We start from the raw sequence: 19,133 nt of genomic DNA, 5'->3' as shown, positions 1-19,133 counted from the left end.
TTGGGCGTCATCAACGGTATGGCGCGTCTTCGGCCCGGCGGCGGGCGATTTCGGCTTCGTAGCGGTCGCCCACGGCGAGCAGCATGTCTTTGGTGAAGTAGAGGTCGCCGCGCTTTTCACCGTGGTATTCGTGGATGTGGGTTTCCACGATCGAGTCCACGGGGCAGCTTTCCTCACAGAAGCCGCAGAAAATGCACTTGGTGAGATCGATGTCGTAGCGCGTGGTGCGACGGGTGCCGTCGTCGCGCTGGTCCGACTCGATGGTGATGGCCAGTGCCGGGCAGACCGCTTCGCACAGTTTGCAGGCGATGCAGCGCTCTTCCCCATTGGGGTAGCGGCGCAGCGCATGCAGCCCACGGAAGCGCGCCGAAATCGGCGTCTTTTCCATCGGGTAGCGCAAGGTGACCTTGCGCTTGAAGAAGTACTTGCCCGTCAGGCGCATGCCTTTGAGCAACTCGGCCAGCATCAGGCTGCCGAAGAAATCTTTGATCGCTTCCATATCCTGCCTCAGCTTGGCGCGTCAACGCCAAATGTTCCAGGGCGTCTGCATCCAGATCGCCACCACGACCAGCCAGACGCCGGTCAGCGGGATGAAAATCTTCCAGCCCAAACGCATGATCTGGTCGTAGCGGTAGCGCGGGAACGACGCGCGGAACCACACGAACAGCGAAACCACGCAGAATGTCTTGATGCCCAGCCAGATCCAGCCCGGAATCCAGGTCAGCGGCGCGATGTCGATCGGGGAAGTCCAGCCGCCCAGGAACATGATGGATGCCATGCAAGACAGCAGGATCATGTTGGCGTATTCGCCCAGGAAGAACAGCGCGAAGGCCATGCCCGAGTATTCGACCATGTGGCCGGCCACGATTTCGGATTCGCCTTCCACCACGTCGAACGGGTGGCGGTTGGTTTCGGCCACGGCCGAGATCACGTAGATGACGAACAGCGGCAGCAGCGGCAGCCAGTTCCAGGACAGGAACGTCAGGCCGTGCTCGGCGAACCAGCCGCGCGTCTGGCCCAGCACGATTTCGGACATGTTCAGGCTGCCCGACACCAGCAGCACCGTGACCAGCACGAAGCCGATGGCCAGCTCGTACGAGACCATCTGAGCCGAGGCGCGCAGCGCGCCCAGGAACGCGTACTTGGAGTTAGACGCCCAGCCCGCCACGATGACGCCATAGACGCCGATGGAGGTGATGGCCATGACGTACAGCAGGCCGGCGTTGACGTTGGCCAGCACCACTTCGGGGCCGAACGGCACCACTGCCCAGGCTGCCAGCGCCGGCATCAGGGTAACCACCGGCGCCACCACGAACAGGATCTTGTTGGCCTGCGTGGGCACCACGACTTCTTTGGTCAGCAGCTTGAACACGTCGGCGAACGGCTGCAGCAGGCCGCGGAAACCGACACGGGTCGGGCCCAGGCGCACGTGCATCCAGCCGATCATCTTGCGTTCCCAGTACGTAAGGTAGGCCACGCACAGGATGATGGGAACGGCGATGACCACGATCTTGACGATCGTCCAGAGCACCAGCCAGGCCGTCGGACCCAACAGGGCCTGACCGTGGCTTTCAAGAATATCGAGCCATTCCATGTCAGGCACGCTCCACGCTGATTTCACCGAAGGCGCCGCCCAGGGCGGCGGTTTGCTCGAATGCCGCCGCGATGCGCACTCCACGATCGGCCACGGCGTCGTCCTGCACGGTTTCAAGCTCGACCGAGCCGGCCGGGCCGGTGACGCGCACCCGGACTCCGGCGGCCAGCCCCAGGCCGGCCAGCGTGGCGCCGTTCATGCGCGCGGTGGGCGGCTGCGAGGCAGGCGTTTCTTGCAGCGGTTCGGAGCGGCGCACCATGGCGTCGCTGCGATAGATGGGCACGTCGGCGACGCGCTCGAGACCCGTGGCAGCCTTGCCCAGGCCACGGGCGGCCTTGATGTCGTTGGAGAGCCGGCCTTCGACGCCGCCCGCCAGCGCGGTGTCGCGCACGGATTCGGAGGTTTCGTCTTCGAAGCCTTGCAGTTGCAGCACGTTGCCCAGCACGCGCAACACCTTCCAGGCCGGACGGGTCTGGCCCAGCGGCGCCACCGTGCCCTTGAAGCTTTGCGGCAGGCCCTGCGCATTGACGAAGGTGCCGGACGTTTCGGTGAACGGCGCCACCGGCAGCATGACATCGGCCCAGTCTTGGGCGGCGGAGGCATAGGGCGTCAGGGCGACGGCGAACTCGGCGCCGCGCAGCGCCGCCACGGCCTGCGGACCGTTGTCGGCGTCGAGCGCCGGCTCGGCATGCAGCACGATGTAGGCCTTGAGCGGCTCGGCCAGCATGGCGGCGGCGGTCTTGCCGCCCTGCCCCGGCACGGCGCCGGCCAGGTAGCCGCCCACCGTGTTGGCGCCCGAGGTCAGGAAGCCGAAGCGCGCGCCGGCCAGGTCGGCCACGCCGCGCGCGTTGGCGGCCAGCAGCGACGCCTGCGGCGAAGCCACGGCCATGTTGCCCATCAGCACCGCGACGTTGGCGCCCGAAGCCAGGCTGGCGGCAACCAGCTTGGCGTTTTCGTCGGGCGTGACGTCGGCGAATTCGGCCGGCACGGGCTGTTCCTTGGCCTGGGCCAGCGCCACGGCCACCTGGGCCAGCGCCAGCGGCAGGCCGGACGGGGCCACGGTAACGCGCGCGGCGACCGGCATGAGGGGATCGTCGGCGGCGCTGTCGACCAGCAGGATCTGCGTGCCGCGCTTGGCGGCCTGGCGCAGCCGCTGCGCCATCAGGGGGTGGTCTTTGCGCAGGAAGGAACCCACCACCAGCACGCGGTCGAGCGTGTCGAGATCGGCCACCGGCATGCCCAGCCAGGGCGCGCCGGAGAGGGCCGCGTCGAAGCCCGGATCGGTCTGGCGCAGGCGGAAGTCGATGTTCTCGGAACCCAGGGCGCGCACCAGGCGGCCCAGCAGCGCGAATTCTTCGGTGGTGGCGTATTCGGCCGCCAGCGCGCCGATCTGGCCGCCGCCATGGCTGTCGCGCACCCGCGACAGGCCTTGCGCCACAGCCTGCAGCGCGTCGGCCCACGAGGCTTCCTGCCATTGGCCGTCGGCGCCCTTGATCATGGGCGCGGCCAGGCGGTCTTCGCTGTTGAGGCCTTCGTACGAGAAGCGGTCGCGGTCGCTGATCCAGCACTCGTTGAGGGCTTCGTCTTCGAACGGCACCACGCGCATGACGCGATCGCCCTTGACCTGGATGACCAGGTTGGCGCCCAGGCTGTCATGCGGGCTGACCGAGCGACGGCGCGCCAGTTCCCAGGTGCGCGCCGTGTAGCGGAACGGCTTGGACGTGAGCGCGCCAACAGGACAGAGATCGATCATGTTGCCCGAGAGTTCGGACTCGACCGAACGGCCGACGAACGAGGTGATCTCGGAATGCTCGCCGCGGCCCAGCATGCCCAGTTCCATCAGGCCGCCGATTTCCTGGCCGAAGCGCACGCAACGGGTGCAGTGGATGCAGCGGGTCATTTCTTCGGCCGACACCAGCGGGCCGAGGTCTTTGTGGAAGACCACGCGCTTTTCTTCGCGGTAGCGCGAAGTCGAACCGCCGTAGCCCACCGCCAGATCCTGCAGCTGGCATTCGCCGCCCTGATCGCAGATGGGGCAATCGAGGGGGTGATTGATCAGCAGGAATTCCATGACCGACTTCTGGGCGGCCTTGGCTTTTTCAGAGCATGTGTGCACCACCATGCCATTGGTGGCGGGCGTGGCGCAGGCCGGCAGTGCCTTGGGCGCCTTTTCCACTTCAACCAGGCACATGCGGCAGTTGGCCGCGATGGACAGTTTCTTGTGGTAGCAGAAATGCGGCACATACAGGCCGAGCTTCTGGGCGGCATGCATCACCATGCTGCCCTCGGGGACTTCGACCTTATTGCCGTCGACGGTTAGTTCAACCATTGCTGTTCCTGAGACCTACAGATATTGCGGGACCACACACGACTTGTGCTCGATGTGGTGCGCGAATTCGTCGCGATAATGCTTGAGGAAGCCACGCACCGGCATGGCGGCGGCGTCGCCCAGGGCGCAGATGGTGCGGCCCATGATATTGCCGGCCACGCTGTCGAGCAGGTCGAGGTCTTCCTGGCGACCCTGGCCGTGCTCGATGCGATGGACCATGCGGTAGAGCCAGCCGGTGCCTTCGCGGCACGGCGTACACTGGCCGCAGCTTTCTTCGAAATAGAAATACGACAGACGCAACAGCGACTTCACCATGCAGCGGGTTTCGTCCATGACGATGACCGCGCCCGAGCCCAGCATGGAGCCGGCCTTGGCGATGGCGTCGTAGTCCATGGTGATGTCCATCATGATGTCGGCAGGCAGCACCGGAGCGCTGGAGCCCCCCGGGATGACCGCCTTGAGCTTCTTGCCGCCGCGCATGCCGCCGGCAAGCTCGAGCAGCTTGGAGAACGGCGTGCCCAGCGGAATTTCGTAGTTGCCGGGGCGCTCGACGTCACCGGTGATCGAGAACACCTTGGTGCCGCCGTTATTGGGCTTGCCCACTTCCAGGTAGGCCTGGCCGCCGTTGCGGATGATCCAGGGCACCGCCGCGAAGGTTTCGGTGTTGTTGATGGTGGTGGGTTTGCCGTACAGGCCGAAGCTGGCTGGGAACGGCGGTTTGAAGCGCGGTTGGCCCTTCTTGCCTTCGAGCGATTCGAGCAGCGCGGTTTCTTCGCCGCAGATGTAGGCGCCGTAGCCATGGAAGGCATGCAGCTGGAAGCTGAACTCGGAACCCAGGATATTGTCGCCCAGGAAACCGGCGGCGCGGGCTTCTTCCAGGGCTTCTTCGAAGCGCTGGTAAACCTCGAAGATTTCGCCGTGGATATAGTTGTAGCCGACGCTGATGCCCATGGCGTAGGCCGCGATGGCCATGCCTTCGATCACGATGTGCGGATTAAAGCGCAGGATGTCGCGGTCTTTGAAGGTGCCGGGCTCGCCCTCGTCGGAGTTGCACACCAGGTACTTCTGGCCTGGGAAGGCGCGCGGCATGAAGCTCCATTTGAGGCCGGTAGGAAAGCCCGCGCCGCCGCGGCCGCGCAGACCCGAGGCCTTGACTTCGGCGATGACGTCCTCGGGCTTCATGCCAGACGACAGGATCTTGCGCAGGGCTTCGTAGCCGCCGCGCTTGACGTAGTCTTGCAGGTGCCAGTTGTTGCCGTCGAGGTCGGCCAGGATCTGCGGCCCGATGTGCCGGCCGTGCAGGCACATGGAGTTGGACAGGTCGTTCAGGGGATTGGGATCGAGCCCCTGCGCCAGGTTTTTGTACAGGTCGGGCGCGTTCATGCCGATTCTCCTTGGGCGCCCTGCTCTTTCAGGCCCTGAACCAGCGCGTCGAGCTTTTCTTCGGTCATGCGCACGCACATATGCTTGTTGTTGACGATAAGCACGGGGGAATCGCCGCAAGCGCCCATGCATTCGCCCTCGACCAGCGTGAACAGGCCGTCGGGCGTGGTTTCGCGGTAGTCGATGCCGAGCTTGCGCTTGAGGTAGTCGCCGGCTTTTTCGCCGTCGCGCAAGGCACAGGGCAGGTTCGTGCAAACCGCGATCTTGTGCTTGCCGACCGGCTTGACGTCGAACATGTTGTAGAACGTGGCGACTTCTTGCACCGCGATGGGCGGCACGCCGATGTAGTTGGCCACGTCTTCAAGGACTTCGGGGGACAGCCAGCCTTTTTCATCTTGCGCGATGGCAAGCGAAGCCATGATGGCCGACTGCCGCTGGTCGGCCGGGAACTTGGCGAGTTCCCGATCGATTTTCTGGTAGGCCTGTTCGGAAAGCAGCATAGTTTGAATCCGGATTATGCGGGGCGTTCGGGCTGGTGATCAGCGGTCGATTTCGCCGAAAACGATGTCCTGCGTGCCGATGATGGTGACGGCGTCGGCGATCATGTGGCCGCGCGCCATTTCATCGAGCGATTGCAAGTGGGCAAAGCCCGGCGCCCGAATTTTCAGGCGATAAGGCTTGTTGGCGCCGTCGGACACCAGGTAGATGCCGAATTCGCCTTTCGGGTGCTCGATCGAGGCGAAAGCTTCGCCCGGCGGCACGTGGAAACCTTCAGTGAAGAGCTTGAAGTGGTGGATCAGGTCTTCCATGTTGGTTTTCATGCCGGTGCGCTTGGGCGGGGCGACCTTGTGGTTCTCGACCATGACCGGCCCCGGGTTGTTGCGCAGCCATTCGACGCACTGGCGGATGATGCGGTTGCTTTCGCGCATTTCGGCGATACGCACCAGGTAGCGGTCGTAGCAGTCACCGTTGACGCCGACGGGCACGTCGAAATCGACCAGGTCGTAGACTTCGTAGGGCTGCATCTTGCGCAAGTCCCAGGCCACGCCAGAGCCGCGCAGCATGGGGCCGGTGAAGCCCAGCGCCTTGGCGCGTTCGGGATCGACGACGCCGATGCCCACCAGGCGCTGCTTCCAGATGCGGTTGTCGGTAAGCAGGGTTTCGTACTCGTCGACGCAGGCGGGGAAGCGGTTGGTGAAGTCTTCGATGAAATCGAGCAGCGAGCCCGAGCGCGCGTCGTTCATGATGCGCAGGTCTTTCTCGCCACGGTATTTGCTGCTTTCGCCGTACTGCGGCATGGTGTCGGGCAGGTCGCGGTAGACCCCGCCCGGCCGGTAGTAGGCCGCGTGCATGCGCGCGCCCGAGACGGCTTCGTAGCAGTCCATCAGGTCTTCGCGCTCGCGGAAGGCGTACAGGAACACTGCCATCGCGCCCACGTCGAGCGCGTGCGAGCCCAGCGACATCAGGTGGTTGAGCAGGCGCGTGATCTCGTCGAACATGACGCGGATGTACTGCGCGCGCAGCGGCGGCTCGATGCCCAGCAGCTTCTCGATGGCCATGACGTACGCGTGCTCGTTGCACATCATGGAGACGTAGTCGAGGCGGTCCATGTAGGGCAGCGCCTGGATGTAGGTCTTGTGTTCGGCCAGCTTTTCGGTGGCCCGGTGCAGCAGGCCGATGTGCGGGTCGGCGCGCTGGATGACTTCGCCGTCGAGCTCGAGCACCAGGCGCAGCACGCCGTGCGCGGCCGGGTGCTGGGGGCCGAAGTTCAGGGTGTAGTTCTTGATTTCTGCCATGATTTAACGCCCCAGGCCGTAGGAATCTTCACGCACGACGCGCGGGGTGATTTCGCGCGGGTCGATGGTGACCGGCTGGTAGATGACGCGCCGCTGTTCGGGGTCGTAGCGCATTTCGACGGTGCCCGACAGGGGGAAGTCTTTGCGGAACGGATGGCCGATGAAGCCGTAGTCGGTGAGGATGCGGCGCAGGTCGGGATGGCCTTCGAAGACGATGCCGAACAGGTCGAAAGCTTCGCGCTCGAACCAGTTGACGCCGGGCCAGCAGTCGATCAGCGAGCCCACCATGGGGAAGTCGTCATCGGGGGCCCAGGTGCGCACGCGCAGACGCCAGTTGTGCGCGATGGACAGCAGGTGCGCCACCACCGCGTAGCGCGAGCGCTGCACGCCGGCGACCTTGTCTTCGCCCGCCTGGCGCGTGCCATTGCCCCAGGTGAGGTAGTCGACGCCGCACAGGTCGATGCAGGTTTCGAAGCTCAGGCCGGCGTCGGTGCGCAGCTTGTTGCAGACGGCCAGCCATTGGTCGGCCGGCACTTCCAAGGTGAGCTCGCCGAGCGCTTCGGTCAGGGCTATGTCCGCCCCCAGCGCGGCCTGCAGGTTGTGTTTCAGGGTTTCGAGCCTGGTCATCGTCATGATCGCTTAGGTAAACCGATATGCTGACGCGCGGCGCCGGGCAAACGCATTGCCGGCGCGGGCGCGGTCAGCGGGCAATGGTGTTGGTCAGACGGATCTTGTTCTGCATTTGCAGCAGCCCATAGACCAGCGCTTCGGCCGTGGGCGGACAGCCCGGCACGTAGACATCGACCGGCACGATACGATCGCAGCCGCGCACCACCGAATACGAGTAGTGGTAGTACCCTCCCCCGTTGGCGCACGAGCCCATGGACACGACCCAACGCGGCTCGGGCATTTGGTCGTAGACCTTGCGCAGCGCCGGCGCCATTTTGTTGCACAGCGTGCCAGCCACGATCATCAGGTCGGACTGGCGCGGGCTGGGGCGAAAAATGATACCGAACTGGTCGAGGTCGTAGCGCGCCGCGCCGGCGTGCATCATTTCGACCGCACAACAGGCCAGACCGAAGGTCATGGGCCACATCGAGCCCGTTTTTGCCCAGTTGAGGAACTTGTCGGCACTGGTAGTGATGAAACCTTGCTTGAGGATGCCGTCTATAGCCATATTGGTCTCTGATAGCGGAAAGACGTGGGTTATTCCCAGTCCAGCGCGCCCTTTTTCCATTCGTAGATGAAGCCGACCGTGAGGACCGCCAGGAAGACCATGACGGTCCAGAAGCCGACGAGGCCGACCGCGCCGTGGGCGATGGCCCAGGGAAACAGGAAGGCGATTTCGAGGTCGAACAGAATGAAGAGGATGGCGACCAGGTAATAGCGCACATCGAACTTCATGCGGGCGTCTTCGAAGGCCTCGAAGCCGCACTCGTAGGCCGAGAGTTTTTCGGCATAGGGACGCCGCGGCCCCAGGAGCGAGCCTGCCGTCAGCAGTGCAAACCCTATCAGGGTAGCGACTGCAATAAACAGCAGGACGGGAAAATACTGTTGCAAGTTCATTCTGGCGTCCGTCAAATGCGCAAACCTTCAGATTGTAGCATTTGCTAAGTGACTGCCCGCTGAACTCAATCCCCCAAAAACAGGGGGCAATTGACGTTAGGCAGGAACGAAAAAGCCACCCCGAGGGGTGGCTTTTCTGCGGGCCGGCCGAGGCCAGCCCGCATGCTTGGAACCGGAGCGGAACTTGCGTTCCGCAGCCGATTAGAAGCGGTGGCGGATACCGACGCCAACAGCCGTGCTCTTCACGTCGTCGATGAAGGCATAGTTCTTGGCATACGAACCGTAGGCGTACAGGTTGGTACGCTTGGACAGGTCGTAGGTGTAGCCCAGCGAGAAGACGTTCATCTTCTCTTCGCCGCCAGTCAGCTTGTCGTTGCTGGGGTCGACCATTTGCCACGAACCGAACAGCTTGCTGGCGCCGCCGATCGGGGCGGTCAGGCCCACCATGTACGAGTTCGACTTGAAGCCGTCAGCAAAGCGGTTCGAGCTCAGCGGGAACTGGTCGTCCACGCCGTCAGCGTCGCTGTCGACAGCGCCGATGCCGTTGATGCCTTGGCCGCCGAACCAGCCGTCGGTGGTGCGGGCGTAGGCCAGCGCGACCTTGACCACTTCGAAGTCGTACGAAGCGCCGATGCCGTACGAACGGGGGGTGGCGTCAACTTCGTCTTGAGCTTGGGCGTTCGAGGCGTTCAGCTGGTCGTACGACAGAGCGACGTTCAGCGGGCCGTTCACGTAGCGCAGGCCGGTGGTGATGCCACGGACGTTGTCGGCGGTGCGGAAGCCAACGCGATCGTCGTCGGTGGTGTTGTCATCCACGCTGAACGAGTAGCCAACGCCGAACTGGAAGCCGCTGTAGGACGGGGTCTGGTACATGACCATGTTGTCCCAACGAACGGTGTTCATCGCGCTCAGGCCCATGCCGATGTTGGCTTGGCCGAAGCCGGCGCCGAACGGGTCGATCGAACCGAAGTACTTGGAAGCGATGTTGGTTTGGCGACCGAAGTCCAGACGGCCCCAGCTGTCGCTTTGCAAACCGATGGTGGCTTGACGGCCGAACAGGCGGCCATCTTGAGCATGGTTGCCGTTGCCGGAGTTGAAGCCGCTTTCCAGTTGGAACACGGCTTGCAGGCCGTCACCCAGATCTTCGGTGCCACGCAGGCCCCAGCGCGAGCCGTTCTGCACGCCGTTGATCATGCCGACGCGGCTGCCGTCGAAACCAGCGCCCTTGACCTTGTTGTAGCCGATACCGGTGTCGATGATGCCGTACAGCGTCACCGAGGTTTCTGCCTGGGCCACACCGGCGAAACCGGCGAGCAGGGCGGCAGCGAGCAGAGTCTTTTTCATTTAAGAAATCTCCGTTGATTTGAGTGACAAGAGCAGCAATGCTTGCGTCAGCCTGCCGCCCCCCTAACTCCGCGAAGGGAAGTTGACGCTATTGCATCAAAAATCGCTGGGACTGGCTACGGTCGGCATCACAAAAGTGCCGGTTGCGCGCCAGGGATGTTGGGATATTGCAACATCCGGCGTCTCCGGCCAGAACCGCATTGGTGTTAACCCTAAACACCGGCTCAAGCCAATATCCGCGCCGTTTCCTGCCCGATGAGGCGGCATTTGGCCGCCTGCCAGGCGCATTACTTTGGTAACGCGAAACAATCCTGGATACAGGCCGGCACAGAGCCGAAACATGTTTCCTCCCCCGGGGCTGGACCCTGTCGGGTGGCCTGGCTTGCACTTCTAATAACAACGTTATTAAATCAAAGCACTGCTATCCTCCCTGATGCCCCGCTGCTGCGCCGAGACACCGTGAGTGAAACCGTCCCTGTCATGGATACCGCCCTGCCCACCCATGCCCAGCGCCTGACGGCCCTGCGCCGCCAGCTGATCCTGGACGCCGCGCAGCGCGTGTTCGAGCGCGACGGGCTGGAGAAAACCACGGTGCGGGCCATTGCCAAGGAGGCAGGCTGCACCACCGGCGCCATCTACCCCTGGTTCGGCGGCAAGGAGGCCATTTATGCCGAATTGCTGGAGGCTTCGCTGGAACGCCTGCGCGACCGGCTGGCAAGCGCCCTGGCGCAAGGCGGCGGCGGGGCGGCGCGGCGCGTGATCGAGGCGTTCTTCGGGTATTACGCCGAGCGGGCCACCGAATTTTCGCTGGGGATGTACCTGTTCCAGGGCCTGGGGCCGCGCGGCCTGGGCCGCGAGGCCGACGACCGCCTGAATGCCCGGTTGCGCGGCTGTGTGGACCTGTTGGGCCGGGGCCTGCGCGCGGCCAAGCCCTGGCCGGACGAGATGGTGGCGGTCGAGCAGATGCAGGTGTTCACCTATTTGATGGGCCTGCTGCTGCTGTTCCACACCCGCCGGCTCAAGTCACTGGACCAGCAGGCCGCCGGCCTGCTGGAACGCTATTGCGCAACCCTGGAGCAACGCTGACATGACGCCCCTATCTTCTGCCCCACCGCGTATCAGCGTGGCGGATTTCCACCGCCTGCTGGCCGAGCAGCATCCGTTTGCCGAGGTGCTGGGCGTGCAGATTACCGACATCGGCCACGGCACGGCGCGGGCCATACTACCGGCCCGGGCGGCGCACCAACGCCTGGGCGGCATCGTGGCGGGCCCCATGCTGATGGGGCTGGCCGACCTGGCGTTGTATGCCGCGGTGGTGGGCGCCACCGGGCAGGCGGGCGCGGTCACCGCCAGCCTGACCATCAACTTCCTGCGCAAGAGCCCGGCCGGCGCCGTGGTGGCCGAGGCACGGCTGCTGAAGACCGGCCGCCTGGCGGCCGGCGAAGTGATGCTGCATGGCGAACATGCGTCGGAACCGGTAGCCCATATCGTCAGCACCTGGTCGGTGCCCGCACCATGAACGGGCCGGCGGCCTGGCGCGTGGGCATCATCGGCCTGGGCACGGTCGGCGCCGAGGCGGCCCGCCAACTGCTGGCGGCCGGGCCGCCCACCCTGGCGCTGACGGTATTCGACAAAGACCCGGCGCAATGCGAGCCCTGGCGCGGCAGCGCCACGCTGGCCGCGTCGGCGCAAGAGGCCCTGCGCGAATCCGACCTGGTGCTGCTGGCCCTGCCCGGCGAACGCGAGATCGACCGCACCCTGGAACGCTTCAGCGATGGCAAGGTGGGGGCCGACATCCGCGGCAAGCTGATCTGGAACTTGCGCCCCCTGCCCGATGACGGGCCGGCGGGCGCGCTGCGCCGCGCGGTGGAGGCGGCCGGGGCCAGGTACGTCGCCGGCGCGAGCGACCCCGCCCTGGCGAACCTGCGCGAGCACTTCGACGCGGCCGGCATGCAGGCGCTGCTGCGGGCTATGTGCGCCGCCTGAAGGCGCGCACCCGCTCGGCGCCGGCCAGGCACAGCGCCAGCCAGGTCAGGCTGAGCGCGAAGCCGGCCAGCACGTCACTGAGAAAATGCACCTGCAGCAACACCCGGCTGACGCCGATGGCGGTGATCAACGCCGCGGCCCCGGCCAGGCAATAGGGGTGCCACCGGGCCGGCGTGGCACGCAGCACCAGGTAGCAGGCGAAGCCGTAGACAGCCAGGGCGGCCGAGGCATGCCCACTGGGGAAGCTCCAGCCGTCGGCCTCGACATAGCCATGCACATGTTCGGGGCGCACCCGCTGGAACAAGTGCTTGAGCACCTGGTTGAGCGAGCCGGCGCCGGCGGTGACGATGGCGCAGGCCAGCGCCACGCGCCACTGGCGCCGCCATAGCAGGCCTGCCGTCATGCCCACGGCGATCACCGTCAGCAGGTTGCGGTCGCCCAGGTAGGTGAACCAGGACAGCAGCCACAGCAGTGACGGCGGCATGGACAGGCTGAGCGCCGCCGCCAGGGCGTTGTCCAGGTCGACCAGGCCGGCGCGCAGGCTCATGGCCACGGCCAGCACCAGGAACACCAGCCCGGCCCCCGCCGCCACGCCCCAGCACACCCAGGCCGGTTGAGCGGCCGACGGCCGTCCGTAGCGGCGCCCCAGCAGCCAGGCGCACAGCCCCGCCGCCGCGGGCACGGCCAGGAATATCAGGAGCGGATGGGCGGCAACCCAGGCGGTGGAAGCTTCCATGGAGCAGCTTGCGGTAAGCGCGGCTAGATGCCGCGATGCAGCGCCAGCATCTGGGTGCCCTGGGCGCGGAATTCGCCGGCCTCGGCCTGATAGTCCCAGCGCTGGACGGAACATCGATGCCGCTCATTATCGGGCATATGGTCGATGACATTGACCGAATTCGAAATACCGCCGCGCACCCGGTGCGAGACCGCGGTGCCGGCCTGGACGGTCCAGGCCTGGCGCGGCGCCGGCCCGGCCGCGCCGTGGATGGGCAGGATGTACGGCAGGTGGATGTGGCCGCCCAGGATGATGTCCACGCCCGCGTCGACCCAGGCCGGCACGGCCAGGTCGCGGCCGATCAGCAGATTGGCGTGGTCGCTTTCGACGGCGGCGCGCACCGGGTGATGCAGCAGCACCACCCGCAGCCGGCCGGGCCCGGCCTCGCGCAGCCGCTGAGCCACCCGCACCACCTGCGCGGCGGATACCTGGCCGTTCTTGTGGCGGCCCGGGCGGGTGGAATTCACGCCGATGGCAAGCAAGCCGTCGGTCTCGACCACGGGTTCGAGCACGGCGCCCAATGCACGCCGATAGCCGCCGTATGGGTCGAACAGGCGGGCGGCCAGATTGAACAGCGGAATGTCATGGTTGCCCGGCACCGCCAGGACGGGGCGTTGCAAAGCCTGCACAAAACGACGGGCCGCCGCGAACTGACTACGCCGGGCGCGCTGCGTGATGTCGCCGCCCAGCAGCACCAGGTCGGGCTGCAGCGCGTCGGACAGCGCCAGCAGCGCCTGCACCACCGGCTCGCGCTCGGTGCCAAAGTGCGTATCGGAAAGATGCAGGATCCGTGTCATGCAGGTTCCGCGCGCTGCGCCTCGGGCGGCACCAGCAACAACAGGGGCTGCGGCGACACGGTGAATTCGAGCGGCGTGTCCAGCCAGTGGATTTCGCCGTCCATCGCGACCTTGACGCGCCGCCGCGATCGTCCGATGCGCACGGTCAGGCGGTCGAAACCGAAGCTGAAGACGTGCTCGGCGTCACCCAGCCGGCTGAGCCAGCCGCGCAGCACCAAACCGTACATGGCCAGCGTGCCAACCGGCTTGACGCCCATGGCCACCAGGCGGCCGCGCTGTAGTTCGTCCGCCTCGGCGATGCCGATCTGCTCCAGTTGCAAGGCGTTGTTGCCCACCACGATGGTCGGGGTGCGCAGCGTGCGGGACTGCCCCGCGTGCTCGAGCTGCACCGCCAGTTGGCGGTGCGCCCGCGCCATGGTCACCAGCGCCGACCACAGCGCCACCGAGCGGCTGCGGCCGTAGCGCCGCTTGTACGCCTCGCGGTCTTCGAGCAATTGCGGGTACAGGCCCAGGCTGGCGTTGATCAGGAAGATCCGGCCGTTGACCAGCCCCACCTGCACCGGCTCGGGCTGCGCCGCCAGCAGGCAGCGGGTGGCCAGTTCGGTGTCCTGGGCGATGCCATAGGCCCGGCCGAAGTAGTTGAAGGTGCCCTGCGGCAGAATGCCGAATGGCAGGCCCGTGCCCAATACCACCTGGGCGACGGCGCTGAGCGTGCCATCGCCCCCGGCGGCAACCACAATGCCGTCGTGCCGGCGGGCGCGCTCGACCGCGGTTTGCGCGGCAGCCGTCAGTTGCCTGCCGTCGTCGACAGCGATGAATTCGTGACGGCGGCCCGCCGCATCGAGCACCTGCCGGATAGTGGCCTGGACGTCCTGCGCATTGTCGCGGCCCGAACCCGTGTTCTGCACGATGAAGAACGGAGCCTGGCCGGTGGGATCAGAAGGCGCCATGCCTTGAAGATAGCCTGTAGGCGACCAGCCGGCAAGCCATGGCGGCTAGAATAGCGGCCTTGCCTCATTTCTCCGCGCATCGTCACCGTGTCGAACCGCGACGCCCCCTTCAGTTTCAAGAAAATAGCCGTTCCCGCATTCGGGCCCTCGATTCTGTATGGCATCAGCAACGGCGCGATCCTGCCCGTAGTGGCATTGAGCGCGCGCGAGCTGGACGCCTCGGTAGCGACCTCGGGCCTGATCGTGGCGCTGATCGGCATCGGGTCGCTGGTCAGCAATATTCCGGCGGCAATGATCACCTCGCGCTACGGCGAGCGGCTATCGATGATGGGCGCCGCGGCGCTCAGCGTGCTTGCGCTGCTGCTGTGCATTTTCGCCGGCCACGCGGCGGTGCTGGCGGTGGGCGTGTTCCTGATCGGCATGGCCTCGTCGGTGTTCATGCTCGCGCGCCAGACCTACATGATCGACGCCGTGCCGGCGTACATGCGCGCCCGCGCCCTGTCTACGCTGGCCGGCACCATGCGGATCGGAGTGTTCGTGGGGCCGTTCGCCGGGGCGGCGCTGATTCACTTCATGGGCCTGCAGGGCGCGTACTGGGTGGCGGCGGTGGCGATGGCCGGCGCCGGCCTGATCGCCCACCTGGCCCCCGACATGACGCCGCCTGAACGCCGCGATGCTGCCGTGCAGGCCAAGCCGCGCGTGCTGGACGTGGCCCGCACTCACCGGCGCGTGTTCCTGACGCTGGGGTTGGGAATACTGCTGGTCAGCGCGGTGCGCGCCTCGCGCCAGGTGGTCATTCCGCTCTGGGCGGATCACCTGGGCATCAATCCCACCACCACATCCATCATCTACGGGTTGGTGGCGGCCATTGATATGTCGGTGTTCTACCCGGCCGGCACGCTGATGGACCGCCGCGGCCGGCTGTGGGTGGCCGTGCCCTCTACCTTGCTGATGGGTTTTGCCCTGATCGGCACGTCGCTCACCAGCGGCGTGATCGGTTTCCTGATTGTGTCGATGATGCTGGGCATGGGCAATGGCATAGGCTCGGGCATTGTCATGACGCTGGGCGCGGATGCCGCGCCGTCGACGGGTCGCACCGAGTTCCTGGGAATCTGGCGGCTGGTGTCCGACCTGGGCAGCAGCCTTGGGCCCGTCGTGTTGTCGGCCATTACCGCGCTGGTGTCACTGGCCGCCGCGGTGGCCGCCATGGGGACGTTCGGCCTGGCGGGCGCGGCAGTGTTCTGGCGCTGGTTGCCGCGCGGCAATGCGCCGGCCGGAGGCAAGGGCGCTTAGGCGCCGCCGGCGGGCCGCGCCGCTAGCTCAGCCGGTTTGCCCGATTACAGCCGGCCATGCGGCGCAACAGGCCGTCGCGCCGCACATAGTGATGCCACAAGGCCGCCAGCGCGTGCAGGCCGGCCAGCACGACAATTACCCACGCCACGATATTGTGCAGGTCGCCGAAAAAATGCCGTTGGTCGCGGGTCAACGGCAGCAGCTTCGGGACCGAAAACCATCCGAAGAACGTGAAGGGTTCGCCCTGCGCCCAGCGGAACAGGAAGCCCAGCACGATCTGGGCCACCAGCAGCAGGTACAGCGCATAGTGCACGCCTTTGGCAGTCGCCTGCAGCGCGCCCTGCGAAGCCGGGGGTAGCCGCCTGCCCCCGGTGGCGCGCCACACGAGGCGCCATGCAATGATCGCGGTCAGCAGCAGGCCGAGCGACACATGCAAACCCTGCAACGACTTGCGCACGGGCGTGCCGTGGGGCATGGATTCCCACACCTGCGCGAGCACGAACAACACGACCACCAGCAGCGCGGTCAGCCAGTGCAGGGCAATGGTGGTGCGATCGTAGGCAGAAGCGGAGCCGTCAAGGCGGACGTGGGACATAGGGGTGGCCTGAGGAACAAAAGGGATTCAAGGGTAGCTTTAGCTACCTGACAAACTTCTGACACCCCATCGCCCGCGCCCGCTAGCCGTAGCGGCTTGCCTCGTCCATGAGGGCCGGCGTGCCTATCAGCGCATTGAGCTGGTCGAAATCGAGCATGCGATCACGCCACGGCGCAGTGGTGCCATGCTGCCGCAGGCTGCCATAGTAGGCCTGCAGCGCGTGGGCCACGGCGCGCGCCGTGCCGCCCGGGAAGATGACAATGCGAAAGCCTCGCGCGGCCAGCGCCTCGGCGCTTTCGATAGGCGTCTGGCCGCCTTCTACCATGTTGGCCAGCAGCGGCACGCGCGCGGCGAAACGCGCGCAGGCGGCATCCAGTTGCGCGGGCGAGCGCAGGGCCTCGATGAAAATGGCATCGACCCCGCATTCCAGATAGCGCTCGGCGCGCTCGAAAGCGGCGTCCAGGCCCTCGACCGCCACGGCGTCGGTGCGCGCCAGGATCAGCGTGGCGTCGCTGGCGCGCGCGTCCAGCGCGGCGCGCAGCTTGCCGCACATTTCTTCGGCGGGCACCAGCGACTTGCCGGCCAGGTGGCCGCAGCGCTTGGGAAAACCCTGGTCTTCCAGCTGGATCATGGCGGCGCCCGCGCGCTCGAAGCCGCGCACCGTGCGCTGCACATTCAGGGCGTTGCCAAAGCCGGTGTCGCCATCGACGATGACCGGGCAGCGCACCCTTTCGGTAATGCGCGCCAGCACGTCTTCGACCTCGGTGTAAGTGGTGAGGCCGACGTCGGACCGGCCCAGCCGGGCATAGGCGATGGACGCGCCCGACAGGTACAGCGCGTCGAACCCGGCCTGTTCGGCGATCAGGGCCGACAACGCGTCGTAGATGCCGGGGGCCAGCACGGCGCCGCCGGCGGCCAGCTTGTCTTTCAACAGGTTTGAATTCATCAGGCTCTCAGGGGATGACGGGGCAGCGAGCCATCGGCCAGCCGGCGCTTGAGCTGCAAGAGCAGGCCACCGGCCTGCACCATGTCGAGCAGGAAGCCGGGCACCGGCTCGCAGGGCAACGGCGTGCCGTCGGCGCGCAGCACGCAGCCATTGGCCAGATCGATGCCGATCTGCTCGCCCTCGGTGATTTCGCCGGCGCGCGGGCACGTCAGCAGCAACAGGCCCACGTTGAAGGCATTGCGGAAATACAGGCCGCTGAAGCTCGGCGCAATGACCGCCCGCAGGCCCAGCTGCACCAGGGCGGCGGCGGCCTGCTCGCGCGAGGACCCGATACCGAAATTGCGGCCGGCCACGAGCACGTCGCCAGCCCGCACGCCGCCGGCGAAATCGGGGCGCACCCCTTCAAGACAATGACGGGCGATGTCGGCGATGCCGAACTTCATATAGGCGCCGGGCGCGAGCTGGTCGGTATCGATGTCGTCGCCGACGCGCCAGGCTTTGTGGGTGCGGTTCATGCCAGGACCTCGCGGGGGTCGGCGATACGCCCTGCCAGGGCCGACGCCGCCACGGTATAGGGAGACGCCAGGTAAACCCGGGCGCTGGCCGCCCCCATGCGGCCCTTGAAGTTGCGCGCCGTAGTGGAAACAACATTGACGTCTTCAGGAATGGAGCCGCCATAGCCCGAACAGGCGCCGCACGTGGTGGGCAGCAGCGTGGCGCCGGCCTGCAACAGCGCGGGCAGCACGCCCTCGGCCTCGGCGGCAGCCTGGTCGCGCTGGCTGGCGGGCGCCACCATCAGGCTTACGCCGGCCGCGATGCGCCGTCCCCGCAGCACGCGCGCGGCCGCTCTCAGATCATCGAGCTTGGCGCCCGTACAGGCGCCTATGTAAGCCACCTGGACCGGCGTATTGCCGTAGGCGTGCACCGGCGCGGCATTGGCCGGGCTATGCGGCGCAGCCACCTGGGGCTCGAGCGCGGTAGCATCGAACTCGTGCCATTGCGCCTGGGCATCGGCGTCGGACTGCCAGGGCGTCACGTCGAAATCCGCCGCTCCCGCCTGGCGCAGGTATTGGGCCGTGGTGTCGTCGGGGGCCACCAGCCCGGCCTGGGCGCCGAGTTCGGCCGACATATTCGACAGCGTCATGCGCTCTTGCATGGACAGCGCGCGTACCGCTTCGCCGCAAAACTCTATCGCCTGGTAGCGGCCGCCGTTCATGCCGAAACGGCCGATCATGTGCAGCATCATGTCCTTGGCCGTCAGGCCGGCGGCCAGGCGGCCGTTCCAGCGCATCATCAAGGTGTCGGGGACACGCATCCAGATTTCGCCGCTGGCGACCACGCCCAGCATCTCGGTGCTGCCAACGCCGAACATATACGCGCCGAACGCGCCCCCGGTTGGGGAATGCGAGTCGCCGCCCACGCAGAACATGCCCGGCCGGATATGGCCATGCTCGGGCACCACGACGTGGCAGATGCCCATCGAGTCATACACATGAGGCAGCGCCTGCTCACGCGCCCAGTCGCGCGCGATGCGCACGATGCGGCGCGACTCGTCATCGGCCTCGGGCACGTAGTGGTCCATCACCAACACGACTTTGGAGCGGTCCCATAGCCCGGTGCCCAGCTCTTCAAGCATGGGCTTGAGGCGGCGCGGGCCGCTGGAGTCGTGGAACATGGCCAGGTCGACCTTGCAGGTGAGGATTTCGCCGACGCGCACAGCGGCGCGGCCGGAGGCTGCGGCCAGGAGCTTTTGGGCCAGGGTCTGGGCAGGCATGGGAC

Annotated in this window: 21 protein-coding genes; 4 read left to right on the top strand and 17 right to left on the bottom strand. The window is 66.3% G+C overall.

Features of this window, described 5'->3' with window-relative positions; translation table 11 throughout:
• Positions 1–10: 10 nt before the first annotated feature.
• From nuoI to BPET_RS08530, 10 genes are all read right to left on the bottom strand, one after another.
• The gene (nuoI, locus tag BPET_RS08575; protein ID WP_012248608.1) at positions 11–499 is read right to left on the bottom strand and encodes an NADH-quinone oxidoreductase subunit NuoI; all 489 of its coding nucleotides are present in this window, start codon (positions 497–499) and stop codon (positions 11–13) included.
• A gap of 21 nt (positions 500–520) precedes the next feature.
• Positions 521–1,594 (bottom strand): NADH-quinone oxidoreductase subunit NuoH, encoded by a 1,074-nt coding sequence (nuoH, locus tag BPET_RS08570; protein ID WP_012248607.1) that lies wholly within the window; start codon positions 1,592–1,594, stop codon positions 521–523.
• 1 nt (position 1,595) lies between these two features.
• Positions 1,596–3,923 (bottom strand): NADH-quinone oxidoreductase subunit NuoG, encoded by a 2,328-nt coding sequence (gene nuoG, locus BPET_RS08565; protein ID WP_012248606.1) that lies wholly within the window; start codon positions 3,921–3,923, stop codon positions 1,596–1,598.
• A 15-nt stretch (positions 3,924–3,938) separates the two neighbouring features.
• The gene (gene nuoF, locus BPET_RS08560) at positions 3,939–5,306 is read right to left on the bottom strand and encodes an NADH-quinone oxidoreductase subunit NuoF (protein ID WP_012248605.1); all 1,368 of its coding nucleotides are present in this window, start codon (positions 5,304–5,306) and stop codon (positions 3,939–3,941) included.
• Entirely contained in the window at positions 5,303–5,806 is a 504-nt protein-coding gene (gene nuoE / locus BPET_RS08555; RefSeq protein WP_012248604.1) for an NADH-quinone oxidoreductase subunit NuoE, read from the bottom strand. The genes nuoF and nuoE overlap by 4 nt, the downstream gene beginning before the upstream one ends.
• 39 nt (positions 5,807–5,845) lie before the next feature.
• Positions 5,846–7,102, bottom strand: coding sequence for an NADH-quinone oxidoreductase subunit D (locus tag BPET_RS08550; RefSeq protein WP_012248603.1), 1,257 nt, complete (start codon positions 7,100–7,102; stop codon positions 5,846–5,848).
• Between the two features lie 3 nt (positions 7,103–7,105).
• The gene (locus BPET_RS08545; RefSeq protein ID WP_012248602.1) at positions 7,106–7,735 is read right to left on the bottom strand and encodes an NADH-quinone oxidoreductase subunit C; all 630 of its coding nucleotides are present in this window, start codon (positions 7,733–7,735) and stop codon (positions 7,106–7,108) included.
• A 67-nt stretch (positions 7,736–7,802) separates the two neighbouring features.
• Entirely contained in the window at positions 7,803–8,279 is a 477-nt protein-coding gene (locus BPET_RS08540; protein WP_006217960.1) for a NuoB/complex I 20 kDa subunit family protein, read from the bottom strand.
• A gap of 29 nt (positions 8,280–8,308) precedes the next feature.
• A complete protein-coding gene (locus BPET_RS08535) occupies positions 8,309–8,668 on the bottom strand; it encodes an NADH-quinone oxidoreductase subunit A (protein ID WP_012248600.1) in 360 nt (119 codons plus the stop codon).
• A gap of 201 nt (positions 8,669–8,869) precedes the next feature.
• On the bottom strand, positions 8,870–10,012 hold the full coding sequence (locus BPET_RS08530; RefSeq protein WP_012248599.1) for a porin: 1,143 nt from the start codon (positions 10,010–10,012) through the stop codon (positions 8,870–8,872).
• Between the two features lie 480 nt (positions 10,013–10,492).
• Between BPET_RS08530 and BPET_RS08525 the strand changes: the two genes are divergently transcribed.
• Genes BPET_RS08525 through BPET_RS08515 form a run of 3 tightly spaced genes read left to right on the top strand, consistent with a single transcriptional unit; the run spans position 10,493 to position 11,998 of the window.
• On the top strand, positions 10,493–11,098 hold the full coding sequence (locus BPET_RS08525; RefSeq protein WP_041862813.1) for a TetR/AcrR family transcriptional regulator: 606 nt from the start codon (positions 10,493–10,495) through the stop codon (positions 11,096–11,098).
• A gap of 1 nt (position 11,099) precedes the next feature.
• Positions 11,100–11,531 (top strand): PaaI family thioesterase, encoded by a 432-nt coding sequence (locus BPET_RS08520; protein ID WP_012248597.1) that lies wholly within the window; start codon positions 11,100–11,102, stop codon positions 11,529–11,531.
• On the top strand, positions 11,528–11,998 hold the full coding sequence (locus tag BPET_RS08515) for an NAD(P)-binding domain-containing protein (protein ID WP_012248596.1): 471 nt from the start codon (positions 11,528–11,530) through the stop codon (positions 11,996–11,998). Before BPET_RS08520 ends, BPET_RS08515 begins: the two co-directional genes overlap by 4 nt.
• On the opposite strand, the gene BPET_RS08510 is transcribed toward BPET_RS08515, so the two are convergent.
• From BPET_RS08510 to BPET_RS08500, 3 genes are read right to left on the bottom strand one after another with little or no spacing between them, the layout of a single operon-like run.
• Positions 11,982–12,734, bottom strand: a complete 753-nt coding sequence (locus BPET_RS08510; RefSeq protein ID WP_012248595.1) for a phosphatase PAP2 family protein — start codon at positions 12,732–12,734, stop codon at positions 11,982–11,984. The two genes, BPET_RS08515 and BPET_RS08510, sit on opposite strands and share 17 nt — an antisense overlap.
• 23 nt (positions 12,735–12,757) lie before the next feature.
• Positions 12,758–13,570: a metallophosphoesterase family protein gene (locus tag BPET_RS08505; protein WP_012248594.1), complete on the bottom strand. Its 813-nt coding sequence runs from the start codon at positions 13,568–13,570 to the stop codon at positions 12,758–12,760.
• Positions 13,567–14,520 (bottom strand): diacylglycerol/lipid kinase family protein, encoded by a 954-nt coding sequence (locus BPET_RS08500; RefSeq protein WP_012248593.1) that lies wholly within the window; start codon positions 14,518–14,520, stop codon positions 13,567–13,569. The genes BPET_RS08505 and BPET_RS08500 overlap by 4 nt, the downstream gene beginning before the upstream one ends.
• Positions 14,521–14,607: 87 nt before the next feature.
• Here BPET_RS08500 and BPET_RS08495 point away from each other — a divergent pair, with 87 nt between their 5' ends.
• Positions 14,608–15,813: an MFS transporter gene (locus BPET_RS08495; RefSeq protein ID WP_012248592.1), complete on the top strand. Its 1,206-nt coding sequence runs from the start codon at positions 14,608–14,610 to the stop codon at positions 15,811–15,813.
• A gap of 22 nt (positions 15,814–15,835) precedes the next feature.
• On the opposite strand, the gene BPET_RS08490 is transcribed toward BPET_RS08495, so the two are convergent.
• The 4 genes from BPET_RS08490 to BPET_RS08475 form a co-directional block, all read right to left on the bottom strand.
• Positions 15,836–16,408, bottom strand: a complete 573-nt coding sequence (locus BPET_RS08490; protein ID WP_012248591.1) for a cytochrome b — start codon at positions 16,406–16,408, stop codon at positions 15,836–15,838.
• A gap of 82 nt (positions 16,409–16,490) precedes the next feature.
• Complete coding sequence (locus BPET_RS08485) at positions 16,491–17,354, bottom strand: isocitrate lyase/PEP mutase family protein (protein ID WP_012248590.1); 864 nt, start codon at positions 17,352–17,354, stop codon at positions 16,491–16,493.
• Positions 17,354–17,869, bottom strand: coding sequence for a LeuD/DmdB family oxidoreductase small subunit (locus tag BPET_RS08480; protein WP_012248589.1), 516 nt, complete (start codon positions 17,867–17,869; stop codon positions 17,354–17,356). Before BPET_RS08480 ends, BPET_RS08485 begins: the two co-directional genes overlap by 1 nt.
• Entirely contained in the window at positions 17,866–19,128 is a 1,263-nt protein-coding gene (locus tag BPET_RS08475) for a 3-isopropylmalate dehydratase large subunit (RefSeq protein WP_012248588.1), read from the bottom strand. The genes BPET_RS08480 and BPET_RS08475 overlap by 4 nt, the downstream gene beginning before the upstream one ends.
• Between the last annotated feature and the right edge of the window lie 5 nt (positions 19,129–19,133).

The organism is Bordetella petrii, assembly GCF_000067205.1.
Lineage (GTDB): Bacteria > Pseudomonadota > Gammaproteobacteria > Burkholderiales > Burkholderiaceae_B > Bordetella_A > Bordetella_A petrii.
This window is presented reverse-complemented; position numbering and strand designations above follow the sequence as displayed.

Bases quoted from the DNA above. Each gene is read 5' to 3' on its own strand.
- nuoG (WP_012248606.1), bottom strand. From the start codon at position 3,923: ATGGTTGAACTAACCGTCGACGGCAATAAGGTCGAAGTCCCCGAGGGC.
- BPET_RS08475 (WP_012248588.1), bottom strand. From the start codon at position 19,128: ATGCCTGCCCAGACCCTGGCCCAAAAGCTCCTGGCCGCAGCCTCCGGC.
- BPET_RS08515 (WP_012248596.1), top strand. From the start codon at position 11,528: ATGAACGGGCCGGCGGCCTGGCGCGTGGGCATCATCGGCCTGGGCACG.
- BPET_RS08540 (WP_006217960.1), bottom strand. From the start codon at position 8,279: ATGGCTATAGACGGCATCCTCAAGCAAGGTTTCATCACTACCAGTGCC.
- nuoE (WP_012248604.1), bottom strand. From the start codon at position 5,806: ATGCTGCTTTCCGAACAGGCCTACCAGAAAATCGATCGGGAACTCGCC.
- BPET_RS08505 (WP_012248594.1), bottom strand. From the start codon at position 13,570: ATGACACGGATCCTGCATCTTTCCGATACGCACTTTGGCACCGAGCGC.
- BPET_RS08550 (WP_012248603.1), bottom strand. From the start codon at position 7,102: ATGGCAGAAATCAAGAACTACACCCTGAACTTCGGCCCCCAGCACCCG.
- BPET_RS08535 (WP_012248600.1), bottom strand. From the start codon at position 8,668: ATGAACTTGCAACAGTATTTTCCCGTCCTGCTGTTTATTGCAGTCGCT.
- BPET_RS08490 (WP_012248591.1), bottom strand. From the start codon at position 16,408: ATGTCCCACGTCCGCCTTGACGGCTCCGCTTCTGCCTACGATCGCACC.
- nuoH (WP_012248607.1), bottom strand. From the start codon at position 1,594: ATGGAATGGCTCGATATTCTTGAAAGCCACGGTCAGGCCCTGTTGGGT.
- BPET_RS08480 (WP_012248589.1), bottom strand. From the start codon at position 17,869: ATGAACCGCACCCACAAAGCCTGGCGCGTCGGCGACGACATCGATACC.
- nuoI (WP_012248608.1), bottom strand. From the start codon at position 499: ATGGAAGCGATCAAAGATTTCTTCGGCAGCCTGATGCTGGCCGAGTTG.
- nuoF (WP_012248605.1), bottom strand. From the start codon at position 5,306: ATGAACGCGCCCGACCTGTACAAAAACCTGGCGCAGGGGCTCGATCCC.
- BPET_RS08525 (WP_041862813.1), top strand. From the start codon at position 10,493: ATGGATACCGCCCTGCCCACCCATGCCCAGCGCCTGACGGCCCTGCGC.
- BPET_RS08545 (WP_012248602.1), bottom strand. From the start codon at position 7,735: ATGACGATGACCAGGCTCGAAACCCTGAAACACAACCTGCAGGCCGCG.
- BPET_RS08520 (WP_012248597.1), top strand. From the start codon at position 11,100: ATGACGCCCCTATCTTCTGCCCCACCGCGTATCAGCGTGGCGGATTTC.
- BPET_RS08500 (WP_012248593.1), bottom strand. From the start codon at position 14,520: ATGGCGCCTTCTGATCCCACCGGCCAGGCTCCGTTCTTCATCGTGCAG.
- BPET_RS08510 (WP_012248595.1), bottom strand. From the start codon at position 12,734: ATGGAAGCTTCCACCGCCTGGGTTGCCGCCCATCCGCTCCTGATATTC.
- BPET_RS08530 (WP_012248599.1), bottom strand. From the start codon at position 10,012: ATGAAAAAGACTCTGCTCGCTGCCGCCCTGCTCGCCGGTTTCGCCGGT.
- BPET_RS08485 (WP_012248590.1), bottom strand. From the start codon at position 17,354: ATGAATTCAAACCTGTTGAAAGACAAGCTGGCCGCCGGCGGCGCCGTG.